This is a genomic window from Lentzea kentuckyensis (assembly GCF_002150765.1).
Lineage (GTDB): Bacteria > Actinomycetota > Actinomycetes > Mycobacteriales > Pseudonocardiaceae > Lentzea > Lentzea kentuckyensis.
Genome location: NZ_MUYM01000029.1, coordinates 1 through 14,741, shown reverse-complemented (window position 1 = coordinate 14,741; position 14,741 = coordinate 1). Strand labels below are relative to the sequence as shown.

The following is a 14,741-nucleotide window of genomic DNA, read 5'->3' as shown; positions in this document are numbered from 1 at the left end:
CGCGGAGGAAGAGCAGAGCCACTTCCGTGCCGTCAGACCGACTTGTTGAGCCCGCAGAAGTACTCGCCGCCGACGTCCTGGAGTGGGTGAGCGACGCCGATCAACCGCCGTTGACGGTGATCGGCGGACCGAGCGGTGCGGAGTCGCGCGCCTGGGTCGAGGAGATCGGCCGCGTGCTCGCCGCCGGCACGGCCCAGCACGGCCGCCGGATGAGGGTCGTCAACCTCTCCTACAGCGAGCCCGGCACGGGCTTCGACCTGATGAGTCAGATCCCGCCGCTGTCGGCGTTGCGCGCCACACCGGGACTGCTGCTGTTCTTCAAGGACACGCACCGGTTGCCCGCCGAGTCCGTCGGGGCGCTGGAGACGTTGGTACGTCAGATCGCGACCACCGGGACGCGGTGCGTGTGCGCGTTCGCGATGCCGTTGCCAGTGGAGACGAGGGCCGCCTTCCTGGCGGGCTTCCACCGGTTGCGCCAGGACGGCCTGGTGCGGCTCGTGACCATGCGTCCCGTGCGCCCGCGGCAGATTCCCGAGCTGGTCACGTCACTGATCGGCGCGCTGCCGGAGCCGGCTCTGCACGCCGCGCTGTGGCAGACGACGCGGGGCTGGCCCAGCCTGATCACCGCCGCGCTGCGGATCGGCCGGGAGCAGGACCTGATGACCGTGGTGGACCGGCACGCCTACCTGACCGCGTGGCGCCGGCAGTTCCGGGTCGTGGAGGACGCCGAGCTGCTGGCGGACCTGCGCGGACTGGGACCGACGGCGTGGCAGGTCGCCAAGGCGATCGCGGTGTTCGGTCCGCTCGGTGCCGCGGCGCCGCGGCTGGTCGGTGAGGCGCTCGGGCTGACCGAGACGCAGGCGGAGGCGGAACTCGCCGGCCTGGCCCGCGCCGGGGTGCTGCAGTACGCCAGATCGATCTCCACCTGGCGCTTCCGCGTGCCGCTGGTGGCGTTGTCGCTGGAGTCGGCGTTCGGGCCGTACGAACGGCGCAGGCTCGCGCAGATCGCGGTCACCGCCATCTGGCAGGGCACCGCCCGGTGCGAGCGGCCGGAGTACCTGCCCAACCAGCTCGTCAACGCGGGCAGGCTGGTCGACTCCGAGCGGGCCCGCGACGAGCTGCTCTCCGCCGCGGGCCGGGCCGCGCTGCGGGAGGCCGACCGGTCGCTCACCTGGTTGCGGGCGGCCGCGGAACTGTCGGCCGACCGGGACGACCGCGTGCAGATCCTGCTCACCCACGCCCGCACCTGTCTGATGTGCGGCGAGGCCAGACAGGCGGTGGAGTCGACCGACGCCCTGCTGCGCGGGTACGTGGAGGAGATCCCCGAGAACCAGCTCATGGGCATCTGTCTGCTGCACCTCACCGCGTTGCACGAGTCCGGTGACATCACCACGCTCGAACAGGTGGCGCAGGAGAGCTGGTGGCCGTGGCCCGGCAGCGCCCCGCAACGGGCCGTGGGCCGCGCGTTCGCGCTGGCGTTGCTCGGCCAGTGGAGGCAGACCCACGAACTGCTCGACGAGATCCGGCAGGAGAACGCCGAGGCGCCGGTCGACTGGCACGTCCGCGCCATCAGCCCGGTCACGAGGCTCTGGCTGGGCGACGTGACGGAGTTCGATCACGAGGTCGCGGAACTGGTCACCAGGGTCGAGGCCGGCGAGAAACCGCACGAGGAGCTGCACGGCCGCACCAGCGTGCTGGTGACGCTCGGCGAGCTGCGCCGGGCGCGGAACCTGCTGGCCCTGGCGAGCCGCGTGTACATCCGGCTCACCCCCGCGTGCCTGACCGCGCTGGCCGTGGCGGAAGGCCACGCGACCAAGGCGCTGGAGCTGACCCGCAGGAGCATCGCCACCGGTCCTGGCAACGGCTGCGACGCCGAGCACACCATGATGTTCCACCTCGCGGCGACCGTGCAGCTGCACCGCGGCAAGTTGTCGCGGGCTCTCGCGCTCATCGCCACGGCCCGCTCCCGCACGCCGACCCTGCCGCACCTGCTGGTGTTGACCGAGGCCTCGCACGAGCGGCTGTACCAACGGGACGCGCTGGCACGGCAGGTGCTGGAGACGGCGCTGCGCGCGGCTCAGGAGGCCGGCGTCGTGGCGCTGACCGACCTGCTGTGGACCGCGCTGGCCGACGTCGCTTTCGACCTCGGCGACCAGCACCTGCTGTCCTGCTGCCTCGAACGGGTCGAGGCCGTCGCCAAGTGCATGGGCACCGAGCAGGCCGAGCTGCACCGGCTGACCCTGCGGGCGGTGGTCCAGGCCGACACCGGCGCGGCGGACCGGGCCGTGGCACTGCTGCGCGAGCGCGCCCAGCCGCTGGAACTGGCGACCGGCCTGGAACGACTGGTGAGGTTCGCCGTCGCCAGCCCGGAACTGCTGCTGGAGGCCTACTGCGCGGCGGGCGAGTTGGACGCGCTGATGTTCCGGGCGGGGTTGCGCAACCTCATGCGCGCGCACAGCATCCCCGTGCCGGGACGCCAGGCGACCGTGGCGGAGAACGAACGCCTGCTGGCCGTCCTGGTCGCCGACGGCCTGGGCAACAAGCAGATCGCGACCCTGCTCGGCGCGAGCGAGAAGAGCGTCGAGGGCAGGTTGTCGAGGCTCTTCTCCCGCACCGGTTACCGGTCGCGCGTCGAACTCGCCGCGGCGATGCTCACCGGACGCCTCCAGGAGTAAGCGCGCGTCACGACGCCGCTTCGAGCGTCTTCTCGGTGTGCGCTTCCAGCGCCATCGGTGCGGTCAGGCGGGCAACGACGTCCTCGTCGTCGACCAGCCGCAGCTCGGCCTGCAGCCGTTGCTCCCACGCGCGCTCCAGCCTCGGCAACGCGGCCGCGTCCCGCACCAGTGCCTCCGCCGACTCCGGGTCCTCGTCCGTCAGCAGCTCCCGCACCAGCAGCGCCCGCTTCGGCGCGCTGTCGTCCGCGGCCTCGCGCGTGCGCACGGCCAGCGCCTTGAACCGCCGCCCCGCCGGGAACACGGCCTCGTCAACGGCACGTCCAGCCAGCAGCTCGGACGTGCGCCGCGCGGACACCGGCCAGATCAACAGATCGAGCTCGGCCTCCGCCGTGGTGACGTCGAGCTGCGTGCTGGCGCTGAGGAATCCGGGCTCCCACAGCACCTCGCCGACCGCACGGTGCTCCTCGCCGCGCGGGTTCTCCTGGCGCAGCACGACTTTGCGATGCGTCGGCAGCCGCCGCAACCCGGACACCAGACACGGCACGTACCCGTCGAACGGCTCGGCCCCCAGCGCCTCGTTGACCGCGACCGCGCCTGCCGGGCCACGGCCGAGGTACAGGCAGACGGCGACGTAGTCCGCCTTGGCCTCGGCCCGCAGCATCGGCCACGCGGACAGCGCGACGTTCACCGCGGCCAGCGCCTCGGTGTAGTCGGGTCCGGCACTCAGGCTGAACCGCGTCTGCTCCGCCGGTGTGCTGTCCCGGTCGGCGATCTCGATCAGCTGTGTGCGGGGCGCGCGGGAGACCTCCGGCCGGCTGTCGGCCAGGTTCACCACGACGGCTTCGGTGGACTCCGCGGGCGCTGCGTCGGGGGCCGGTTCCGGCTGGGTGGGCGGCAGGGTCTCGGGTGCGGTCAGGTCCTCCACCGGTGCCGGCGCGGGGATCGGCTGTGGACGCGGGCCCGACACGGTGGTGACGGGGACGGCGAACGTCGAAACCGGTGGCGGGGAAGGGATTGCTGCGGTCGGAGTGGGCGCGGGCATCGGCACGGCTGCGGGCACGGGCGCAGGCGCGGCCACGGGCACCGGGTTCAGCCGAGTCGCGACCTCGTTGACGGACAACGACACCGGCTCCATCCGCGTCGTCACCTCGCTCGACGACAACGCGGACGGGGCAACGAAGCCCGGCCGAGCTTCACCAGCGGCACGCAGCGGGCGCACCCGCGTCGGCTCCGCAGAGTGTTCGAGCACGACGCCGAGCGACCGCAGGTAAGGCTCGAAGCCCGAAAGCGCGTACCGCCACGAAGTGCCGAGAACATGGATGTCGACAGTGCGGCAGCGCTCCGGACCGAGGCCCTCGAGCAGGTCGCAGACCGCGGCCACCTCGGCTCCGGTGACGTCGCGGCGCTCGTCGCCGACCACCATGGTCCAGCGGCGCGGGTCGAACACCGCCGTGACGCCGCCTCGGTCGCTGTCCAGCCGGACGTGCAGGCCGCCGGGGAGCACTTCGGCGACCACGCCGGCCGCGGCCGCCTCGGACGGGATCTGCGGGCGGTAGCAAAGGCCGTGGCGTCGCCAGCCGGCTGGCGGTGGCGCGATGTCGCGGACCTCGGGCGGCGCGTTGTCCGGAGTGTGGCGCAGGACTGTTGCCAGCGGTTCGAGGAGTTCGGTGCCGTCGGCGTCGTACACGACGGTGCGCACCGTTCCGCTCGCGCTCATCACCTGTCTGCCGGTGGCGACGTCGAGACCGCGGTTCAACGCGGCGGCGAGGCGGCTCGCCCAGTCGGCTGTCGTCACCGGCTCGGCGTCGGGCACGACGAGCAGGTCATGCCGCTGCGGCAGCCGGTTGATGAGCGCTGCCAACGAACTGGGGCTGACCGGTTCGCCCACCACGAGCTTCGGGAAGCGCAGGTTGAGCGGGGTCTGGAAGCGCGGGTCGCGCGGGTCGAGCGGAACCAGGCCGGCCGGGCGGACGGCCAGGCCCGCGGGCACGGGTTCGGCGACCAGGCCGGCGGCCAGCGGTGCGTGCGGCAGCTGGTGCTCCCACGAAGGCATTGGGAACCGGCGGCTGAACGCCGTCGCGTCGCTGCCGGGCCGGAAGCGGCGCCATCCCGCGCGGTCCACGTAGAGGCCGATGCCGCGTCCCGCGATCGGCGTGCCGTGTGCCGCGACGACCTCGATCCCGAACTGGACCGAGAGTTGGTGCAGCCAGGGGACGTACCTGCCAGCGGGGTCGCCCAGGCCGGCCACCGCCAGCCAGACGGTGCGCAGCGGCTCGGCGCCGTGCTGGAACCGCAGTGCCGCGACGCAGTCCTGGACCGCGGCCAGCAGGCCGGAATGCCGGTGAGCTCCCGCCGAGGCGAGGACGAGCGCGTTGCCGGGCACTCGCGGGATCCGGGTCAGGGCCGCCGCGTCCGCCGGCGCTTCGTCGTGCCCGCGGATGAGGGTGTGCGGGCCGCACTGCTGCGCGATGAGGTCGGCGCGCGGTCCGCCGGACGTGACGCCGATCTTGAGTGCTGCCAAGGTACGCCCTCCTGTTCCCGCCTGGCCCCAGGACGCAATTCGACATCAACCAGGAGGAAGCGGACGGGCACCGGCGACGGAGAGGAAATGACCCGGGGGATATCCCTCACCACCGAAAAGTGGCTGGTGAAAACAGGATCAGTCGTCGCGGCCGGCCAGCACGAGCCGGCCCTCGATGCTGGCGGTGGCGAGATCGAGCCGCGAACGGCAACCGGTCTTGGCGAACAACCTGGTGAGGTAGTTCTCCACGGTTTTCTCGCTGATCCGCACCGACGTCGCGATCTGGCGGTTGGTCATGCCGTGCCGGACGAGTTCGATGATCTCCAGCTCGGTCTGCGAGAAGTCGTCACGGGCCGCGCGGACCCGCGGTGGCGCGACACCGATCTTGCGCATCGACTCCCGGATGTGCGCGCCCATCCAGCCCTCGCCGATCTGCCTGGAGATCTCCAGCGCCTCCCGGTACCACGGCCCGGGTTCGTCGCAGAAGAACGCCACCGTCATGCACGCGCGCATCAGCTCGGCCAGGTTGCCCTGTTCCCGCAGCAGTTCGACCGCGGTCGTCGCGGCGGCGTAGTCGTGTTCGGACAGTCCGCGCAGGATGAGTTCGGCGGCGAGCAGGCCGGAGCCACCGAAGCGGGTGTGCCAGCGCTTCGCCTCCGCGCACAGCCGGGCCAGCTGTTCCGCGTGTCCCGACCGTTCCTCCAGGAACGCGAGCCGCACCAGGTACCACCGCAGCCCCACGTTGTCGCCTTCGTCGGCGGCGTGGCTGATCTGTTCGTAGGCCGCCCAGCCCTGCTCCATCGCGGCTTCCCACTCGCCGCTGCGGTAGGCGATGCCGACGCCGACCCAGGTTCGCATCGCCGGGAACGGGCCGTCCTCGCCCGCCAGGCCGAGCCACTGCGACGCGCAGGCGAAGTCGCCGAAGGTCGACATGACCTCCGCCGCGAGCAGCCGGGAGACCTCGTGCACGGTCGTGTGCGGCGGTCCGGTGAGCTCCAGGCGTCGCGCGTCGATGAGGACCTCGGACCAGAGGCCGTCGAGGTAGTTGCGCACCAGCCGGCCGTAGATCGCGAGCGGACCGTGCTCGGGCTCGCCGTAGCCGAAGTCGAGCACCAGCTTGAACATCGTCCCGACGTCGTACTGGTCGTCGGCCAGCTCGATCGCGCCGGCCCTGGCGGTCTCCGCGCCGAAGAGGTGGTCGACGCGGAACCCGCCGAACGCGGCGGCCAGGTCGCTCGTCCGCACCGGGGTCCGGCCGCGGAACCAGCGGGCGGCGAACTCCAGCGGGGCACGGCTGTGGACGTCCCTGGCCAGTGAGTCGTACACCTCGCACGACACCGGGCAGCCGGTGTGGACGGCGGCGAGTGCCGCCGCCGCGGCCAGTTCGTGCCGGAACCGGTCCTCGACACCAGCCCGCACAACTTCTTCGACGACCTCGCCCAGGTAGCGGTAGTGGCCGACGCGCACCAGCAGGTGCAGGACGGTCGTCATCAGGCGATCGCGATCGACGCTGCCGGACGGGCAGTGCCGCAACGCGGCGCGGTACCGGCGGGCGGCGCGTGCGGGATCGGCGCGCAGGACGCGCTTGGCCTCGCGGTCGAGCATCGGCACCAGCGAGTGGTCCACCGCGAGCGCGGCCCCCGCCAGCGCCACGTAGTCGGCGAGCGTCGAGCTCTCTGCCGCGCCACTGCGCAGGAGGTGCTCCGCGATCGTCGCGTACAACCCTTCCACCTCGCCCGCGGCCCGGCGGCGCACCAGCGCGGTCCGCAACGCCTCGCAGGGCACGCTCAGCACGCCGTCCTGGTCGTCGGCGAGCACGCCGGCGGACACGAGCTGGTCGACCACCGCGCCGCACGTGCCGAGGTCGTAACCGAACGCGTCGGCGAAGAAGAGCAGGTCGTCGATCGTGAACCGGGTGGCGTGACCGATCACCGCGAACAGCCGGTCGCCCACCTCACCGGTGGCGGTCAGGCGTTCGACCAGTTCGTGGCCGGGCGGCAACGCGATGGCTCCCGCCTCCGAGCCGCGCAGGCACAGGTGACCGAGCACGTCGACGAGCCGGTCTTCCTGCGCCAGCAGGTCGAACGTGGCGAGCACCGCGCCCGCGTTGCCCGCCAGCGGGCCGAGGGCCGCACGCACCGCGGGTGCCACCGCTTCGTCGAGCGTGCCGCGCGCGGTCTGGTTCAGCAGCAGGTCGACGTCCGGCGCCGCCAGCGGACGCAGGTCGAGCACCCAGTCGGCGAGGCCGCTCAGGGCGGTCGGCTCGTCGGATCCGTCCTCGCGGCAGCTGGCGACCACCGTGCACCCGGCCCGATAGGCGGCGGCGACGGCCAGCACCGCGTTCGGGGCGGTGTGCACGTCGTCGACGAGGACGGCGACCGGGCCGTTCGCGCGCAGCTGGCCGTACAGGCGCACCAGTTCGGCGAACAGGATCGCTCGCGAACGCGCCGAGCCGCAGCACTCCTCGTCGCACAGCCGGTCGACGGCGGCGAGCGCGTTCAGCGCCCTGGCACCGGCGAGTTCGTCGTAGGACTGGCGGATCACGTCGATCACCGGTTGCGCGCAGAACAGATCCCACGCCGGTGCGTTGCCGACCGGCACGGCGAGCACGGTGATGCCGCGGTCGCGCCACATCCGGCCGAGCTCGCGCAGGACCGCCGTCTTGCCGATCCCGCCGCGGCCGCGCACGAGCAGGAGCGCCTGCGAGCCGGCGAACGCGTCCAACGCGGCGATCTCCGCCGTTCTGCCCACGAGAACGCCGCGGTCTCTCGGCATGCCAGCCTCCTCACCGTCGCCGCACGGCCGTCGACCCGCGACGAAACGCCTGTTCGCTCAGGAGAGGCCGGTCTCGGGTCGTCATGACGCGATTCGCTGCCAAGCTTTGCCCAGCCGCGCCCGATTGGGCTATTCAGCCCAACCAATGAGACGCTTTCGTGACGCAGTTCTCACCCGAATGGCCGTAACCCAGCCGACGACGATGATCTCGGATGCCGCACCCGCCTGATACCGTCCTGACGTGATTTTCCAGCAATGCCAAGGACTTCCGAGCTTCCAGCGGCATGATCAAGCCGGTACGTAAACCAGCGAAGCTATCGTCACGAACATCAAGAAAGCCCTAAACACCAGGTGTTCACCTACGTGATTTAGGCCACAGTGATCACAGCCGGAGTCCGTTCCGGTGGTGTGAACAGAGATCGAATGCCCGAACGGGCAGCAATCGAGAGCGCTCCCACGACCAGCGCAAACGATCTTCCTGATCATCTTCCGTTCACATGGCGTCGGCCCGTTTCGCTGTGCGGCAAGGCATTGTGAACGCGAATCTCAATTGGCAACTCGTGCGCGGCAAAGTGAGTGACGCACGGATAAGACCCCCGATACTGCCCGCATGTACATCGTCGGTGACAACGACGCTGTCCCGCTCAAGGACACCGTCAGTTCGGGTCAGGTGCAGATCGACCCGGCCGCGGGCGAGGAGCTCCGCAAGCAGTTCCAGGCTCAGATCGACCAGGTCGACTCGTGGCTCGAACGTGCGAACACCAGCATTGCCCGTCCCGCGGCTCTGGGCGCGAACCCGGTCGGTGACGCCATGCGCGACAAGTTCACCCATCGCGCCGAGGGTGAGCAGTACTCGTTCGTCAGCGTCATGACCGCGTACCGCACCGTGCTCGAGCAGACGAAGAACTCGATCGTCGAGGCGATCGACAACTTCACCAAGCTCGACGAGGAACACCAGGCCGAACTGAAGAAGCACATGGGCAACAGCTGACCCGCGGGCAGCTGAGTCCATCGACGCGAGAGGCGAGCCGGTCATGCCCCCCGAGACCGACCCGAGAGAGATCGAGAACAAGCCGGTCCTCACGGACCCGCAGAACTGGGCGTCACGCTCGCATTCCGAGCTCTACGCCGCGGTCCACAACAACAACGACCCCGGTCAGGCCGGCCAGATCAGCTCCGACTGGGGCAAGTACGGCTCCGAGCTGACCGAGGCGTCACGCACGATCAACGCGGTCATCACCTCGTCCGAGACCAAGTGGACGGGTGCCGCCGCCGAGGCCGCCCGGGCCGCGATGAAGCGGCTCGGCGACTGGGTCGACGAGACCGCCCGTACCGCCGTCGAGGTCGGCAACAAGGTCGCCGACCAGGGCCGCGTCATGGAGGCCGCCCGAGCGCAGATGCCCGCGCCGGTCCAGTTCGACTGGAACAAGGCAGCGGCGGCGCTCTCGCAGCCGGGCACGCCCGCCTTCGTGCTCGCGGCCGCCGACATCGCGGTGGCGAACGCCGCGTCGCGCGCGGCGCACGACCAGGCGATCAACGTGATGACAACGATGGAACACAACTCCCGGCAGATCGACTCGTCGGTGCCGACCTTCAAGCCGCCGTTCAACCCGAACACCGGCGAGGTCGAGCAGCCGGTGCTGGCGACGGCCCGCTCGGGCGCCGCGCCCGCGCTCGGCACCGGGGTGGACTCCCTCATGTCGACGCACGCGCAGGGTGCCGCGGTGGCCGCGCCGCCGTCGCCCACGGGCGCGGGAGCCGGTGGCGGAGGTGGCGCCGGCGGTGCCGCGAACCAGCCCGCCGCGGCCGCGTACTCGCCGTCGGCGCCGGGCTACACCGGCCCTGGCAGCACCGGCTCCGGCGGAGGTGCCGCGGGCTACACGCCGCAGATGCCCGGCTACAACCCCAACAGCACGAACACGAACGTGGCCGCCGCGTACACGCCGACGGCACCGGGCTACTCGGGTCCGGCCAACACCGGCAGCACCTACACCAGCAGCAGCAGCGGTGGTGGTGGCGGCAGCACCTACACGCCGCAGATGACGGGCTACAACCCGAGCACGGGCGGCGGGAACCGTCCGGGCGGCAACCAGAACACCCCGGACCTCCCGCGGGTCCCGGTCGTCGGCAAGGACCTCGCGAACCCGAACTACACGCCGCAGAACCTCAAGGGCCCAGCGGCCTACACGCCCACGGCGCCCGGCTACAACGGTCCCGGCGGCCCCGGTGGCGGTGCGGGCGGTGGCGGCGGCGGTGGTGGCGGCGCCGGCATGAAGGGCGGCCCGATGCCGTACTCCCCCTCGATGGGCGGTGGCGGCGGTGGTGGCTTCGGCGGCGGCGCGGGTGGTGCCGGTGGCGCGATGCAGCCCGGTGGCTCGGCCGGTGTCCAGGGCCAGGGCGCTCGTCCCGGCATGATGGGCATGGGTCCCGGTGGCGCTTCCGCCGCGGGTGCCGGCATGGGTGCGGGTGCCCCGATGGGTGGCGCTCCGGCTGCCGGTGGCAAGGGCGAGGACGACAAGGAACACCGTTCGGCCAGCTACATCATGGGCGGCGACCTGTTCGAGGTCCCTGGTGAGAACCTGCCCCCGTCGGTGATCGGTGCCGGCAAGGCCAAGAAGAAGGGGCCGGACGCGTCGTGATCACGCCCGAGTTCCTGTTGTCCCCGCGCGAGTTCGACGTCCTGTGGCACGAGCTGGGGCTCGGCCGGATGCCGTACCCGCTCGATGTGCCCAGCGAGGGCGACACCGAGCAGGATCGCCGGGTGCTGCGCGACCGGACGCTCGAGGAGCTGCGGCAGCGCGGTCTGGCCGACGACCCGCGGCTGGAGGAGTACCTGCGGCTGCTGGACGACCACGCCATGTCGGTCGACGCGGTCGCGGGGCTCGACCGGACGGTGCGGGCGCTCGCGGTCTCCAACGGTGACCGGGCCGTGCTGGCGGTCATCGACGCCGACCGGGTGGGGCTGCTGGCGATCCGGGAGACCGGCATCGCCCGCGAGATCGTGCGGGTGCTGCCCGACGGCGAGCCCGGTCCCGGCACGGCGGTGAACGTGCGGGTCGAGGCTCTGCAGCAGGCCGTCGCGCTGCAGGAGGCCGAGGAGCAGGACGACTCCGAGGACCCGTGGGGCTCCGACGACGAGATGGACGACCGGCAGGCGTTGCAGCAGGCCGGTCTGTCCTCTCAGGACGCCAAGCAGTTCGGTGAGCTCGCGGCGAACCGCGTCGCGGGCGGCCAGTTCGGCGTCACCCGCGGCCGGGAGCGCTCGGGTGTCGTGATCAACTGGTTCGACACCCACCAGGGCCGTTACCTGATGGTCAACTCGGACGGCTGGCTGAGCCTCTCGCCGACCGACAACGACCGCATCGCCACCCGAATCAACGCCGTGCTCGCCTGAACTGGCGTGCCGTTGAACCGCCGCCGCCGGAGGACCGTGTGAACCCCGCGAACCCCACTCAGTGGGTCGAAGAGTACGAGGCCAAGCTGGCCGACCTGAAGAAGAAGTCGGAGGACCTCACGGAGAACTTCGCGGCGTCCACCGCGACCGTGACGTCGAAGGACGGCGCGGTGACCGTGACGGTGGGCCCCAACGGCGGCCTGCAGAACCTGGTGCTCGGGCACCGCGCGGTCGAGCTGGGCGCTGCCCGGCTCACCGCGCTGATCCTGGAGACCGCGCGGCACGCCCAGAAGCAGGCCGCGCAGCAGGTCCTGGAGCTCTTCAAGCCGCTCGGCGAGGGCACCGAGGCCTACCAGATGGTCTCGGACTCGATCCCGGACGACGAGCAGGACGTCGAGCAGACCGACTCCTACGACGAGATCGACGACGAGCCGGAACCCGCCCCGGCTCCCCCGCCGGTGAGCCGCCCGGCGGCCGGCCCGCAGCCGGCGCCTGCCCGCGGCCGCCGCCGCGCGGACGACGATGACGACGATGACAACCAGCCCTGGTAAGGAACTGCGATGACCGCGCCTGAAACGCCACTCCCGTCTCCTCCCGGGATGAAGATCACCGAGGAGAACAAGCTCAAGGGCTCGCTGTTCATCGAGGCCTACGGCAGCCTCATCGACGGCATCGGCAAGGAGGCCGAGTCGGAGACCGAGAAGGCGCTGGACATCACGTTCAACGCCATCGGCGCGGCGTCGGCCACGGTGATGCTCGCGATCGACCCGCTGGGCAGCATCATCGGTGCCGGTGTCGGCTGGCTGATCGAGCACGTCTCGTTCCTGCGTGACGCCCTGAACCAGCTGATGGGCAACCCGGAGGAGATCCAGGCCAACGTCGAGGCCACCAAGGCCCGCGCGGCCGAGCTGCGGGTGCTGGCCGAGGACCACAAGAGCGGGCTCGCGACGTTCGACGGCTGGACCGGCGCGTCGTCCGAGGCGTTCAAGAAGAGCATGGACGGCATGTCGCAGGAGCTCGAGGAGCTCGCGCAGGCCGTCGAGACGAAGGCCAAGATCGTCGCGATCATGGGCATGCTCGTCACGGTGCTGCGCGACATCGTCCGCGACCTGATCGCCCAGCTGATCGGTTCGCTGATCGGTGGCGCGATCCTCGCGGCCGCCGCCATGATCCCGACCTTCGGCGCCTCGATCCCGATCTTCTGCGGCTTCGCGGTCGGCAAGGCGGTCGCGCTGGGCACGAACATCGCGTCCCGCGTGGCCCGCGTCGTCGCCGCCCTCGGCCGTCAGATGAAGCGGATCGGCGACCTCGACGACATCATGGCCAAGATCAGCAAGGGCTGGCAGCGCTTCGAGAACGCGGCCGACGTCGCCGAGATCGGCTACGAGGCCTACAAGGCGCAGAAGGACGTCGACAAGAAGATCGACGAGGCCGTCGCGAACAACAAGTCCGGTGGTGGCGGCGGTGCTCCTGGGGGCCCGTCCGGGTCGAAGACGGCCCAGGACGCGACCGCGACCGCGACGCTCCCGAACGCGCCCCATGCCGCCACAGCGCAGCAGGACACGGTCGCACCGACGGCGTTCCGCGTGGGCACGGTGCAGCAGGACGCGACCGCGCCGACGGGGTTCAGCGTGGGCGCCGCGCAGATGGACTCGCTCGCAGAGCCGGTGCAGGCCCGCCGGGCGATGAGCGCGGTCGAGCCGATGCAGGCGTTGCACCGCACGGAAGCCGCGGAGCCGATGCACGCGCTGAAGCGGATGGACGCCGTCGAGCCGATGCAACCCCTTCAGCGGATGGAAGCCCTTCAGGCGCCGATGGCCCGCACGCAGATGGACGCGGTCGAGCCACTGCAGCCGATGCACCGTGCAGAGGCCGTACAGCAGTTGCAGCCGATGCACCGTGCAGAAGCCGTACAGCAGTTGCAGCCGATGCACCGTGTGGAGGCCGCACAGCCGCTGCAGCCCATGCACCGAGTGGAGGCCGTACAGGCGCCTCAGCCTTTCCAGGCCGCGCACCGCGTGGAGGCTCCCCAGGCGTTCCAGGCCGCGCACCACGTCGAGGCGCCTCAGGCCTTCCAGGCCGCGCACCGCCCGGATGCGCCCGTGGCGTTCTCCCGCGTGGAAGCGTCGGACTCGACCATGACGTCCGGTGTCTCGATGACCGGCGGCGGCTCGATGCACGAGGCCGCGCAGCCGATGCAGGCGCGGGAGATGTACAGCAGCTACGAGGCCACCCCAGCCGAGCCGGCGCAACCGATGCAGGCGGGCTTCGAGCCGATGGCGCGGACGCAGATGTCCCACACGTTCGAGGCGCTCGAGCCGCGTGAGGGCTACAACCCGCTCGTGGCGCACGCGGCGTTCTCGACCGTCGAGGCCACGCCGGTCGAGGAGAACTACAACCCGCTGCAGTCCTACGACGGTGCCCCTCAGGCGGGTGGCGCCGCGGCCCAGCCGCTCCGGCCGACCGTGGCCCACGAGCGTCCGACCAGGCCGTCGGCGTAGTCCTCCCGGGCAGCCGGGACCCCAGTTCGTTCTGACGCAGTATCTGGAGAATCGCCGCTCATGGCCAAGGGGAACGTCAATCCCAATCCGTCGCCGAACCCGAACCCGGCGCCGAATCCGACGCCGTCTCCCTCGCCCACGGGCACCGGAGGCGGTGGGCCGACGGGCAACAGCGGCTACTCCATGAGCGACTCCTCGATGACGGGGTTGCAGAACAAGGCGGGCGACCTGGGGTCCCGGCTGTCGAGCATTTCCAGTGGCCTGCGCGGCCTGAACTTCAGCGGCAACGCGCTGGGCCCGATCGGCCTGTTCGCGGTGCCGGCGCTCAACGCGTCCAACGACAACGCGGTGTCGCAGGCGGACAAGGGCGCCAAGGCGTTCACCGACGTCCAGTCCGGCCTGAAGGCCACGCACCAGACGTCGGTCACGACGGACACGAACCAGGGCAAGACCTTCGGTTCGGTCGACACGAGCACCAACGCCAAGCCGCCACCCGGCGGGGGCGTGAACGTCAACAACCTCAACTCGCAGGGCAAGAACGTCACCGGCCCCGGCTCGATCAAGGGCGGCGGCGTCAACACGCAAGGCCTCAACACGCCCGGCGGACCGAAGGCGACCGGGCCGGACTCGATCAAGGGCGGCGGGGTCAACACCCCGGGCCTCAACGCGCAGGGCGGTCCCAAGGCGACTGGGCCGGGTTCGGTCAAGGGCGGCGGCGTCAACACCCCGGGCCTCAACACGCAGGGTGGCCCGTCCGTCGGTACGACGCCGAACGTCAAGGGCGGCGCGGTCAACACGCCTGGGCTCAACACCCAGGCGGGCGGCCCCAAAGCCACCGGGCCGGGTTCGGTCAAGGGCGGCGGGGTCAACACCCC

The 14,741-nt window shown here is 71.3% G+C and carries 8 protein-coding genes and 1 pseudogene; 7 read left to right on the top strand and 2 right to left on the bottom strand.

Annotated features, from left to right (window positions below; genetic code table 11):
- Positions 1–26: 26 nt before the first annotated feature.
- Positions 27–2,675 (top strand): helix-turn-helix transcriptional regulator, encoded by a 2,649-nt coding sequence (locus B0F77_RS16130; RefSeq protein WP_143466763.1) that lies wholly within the window; start codon positions 27–29, stop codon positions 2,673–2,675.
- Positions 2,676–2,682: 7 nt separating this feature from the next.
- Here the strand turns inward: B0F77_RS16130 and B0F77_RS16125 are convergent, their stop codons facing one another.
- Together B0F77_RS16125 and B0F77_RS16120 are read right to left on the bottom strand one after the other, a co-directional pair.
- Positions 2,683–5,196: a hypothetical protein gene (locus B0F77_RS16125; RefSeq protein WP_086663719.1), complete on the bottom strand. Its 2,514-nt coding sequence runs from the start codon at positions 5,194–5,196 to the stop codon at positions 2,683–2,685.
- Between the two features lie 138 nt (positions 5,197–5,334).
- A complete protein-coding gene (locus B0F77_RS16120) occupies positions 5,335–7,971 on the bottom strand; it encodes a helix-turn-helix transcriptional regulator (RefSeq protein WP_086663718.1) in 2,637 nt (878 codons plus the stop codon).
- Positions 7,972–8,581: 610 nt separating this feature from the next.
- Here B0F77_RS16120 and B0F77_RS16115 point away from each other — a divergent pair.
- From B0F77_RS16115 to B0F77_RS16090, 6 genes and pseudogenes are all read left to right on the top strand, one after another.
- On the top strand, positions 8,582–8,962 hold the full coding sequence (locus B0F77_RS16115; protein ID WP_086663717.1) for a hypothetical protein: 381 nt from the start codon (positions 8,582–8,584) through the stop codon (positions 8,960–8,962).
- Between the two features lie 43 nt (positions 8,963–9,005).
- The gene (locus B0F77_RS16110; RefSeq protein WP_086663716.1) at positions 9,006–10,610 is read left to right on the top strand and encodes a PPE domain-containing protein; all 1,605 of its coding nucleotides are present in this window, start codon (positions 9,006–9,008) and stop codon (positions 10,608–10,610) included.
- On the top strand, positions 10,607–11,365 hold the full coding sequence (locus tag B0F77_RS16105) for an ESX secretion-associated protein EspG (protein WP_086663715.1): 759 nt from the start codon (positions 10,607–10,609) through the stop codon (positions 11,363–11,365). The genes B0F77_RS16110 and B0F77_RS16105 overlap by 4 nt, the downstream gene beginning before the upstream one ends.
- A gap of 38 nt (positions 11,366–11,403) precedes the next feature.
- On the top strand, positions 11,404–11,916 hold the full coding sequence (locus tag B0F77_RS16100; protein WP_086663714.1) for a YbaB/EbfC family nucleoid-associated protein: 513 nt from the start codon (positions 11,404–11,406) through the stop codon (positions 11,914–11,916).
- 9 nt (positions 11,917–11,925) lie between these two features.
- Positions 11,926–13,866: a hypothetical protein gene (locus B0F77_RS16095; RefSeq protein ID WP_158102715.1), complete on the top strand. Its 1,941-nt coding sequence runs from the start codon at positions 11,926–11,928 to the stop codon at positions 13,864–13,866.
- A 60-nt stretch (positions 13,867–13,926) separates the two neighbouring features.
- Positions 13,927–14,741: pseudogene (locus B0F77_RS16090) on the top strand (hypothetical protein); the annotation flags it as partial.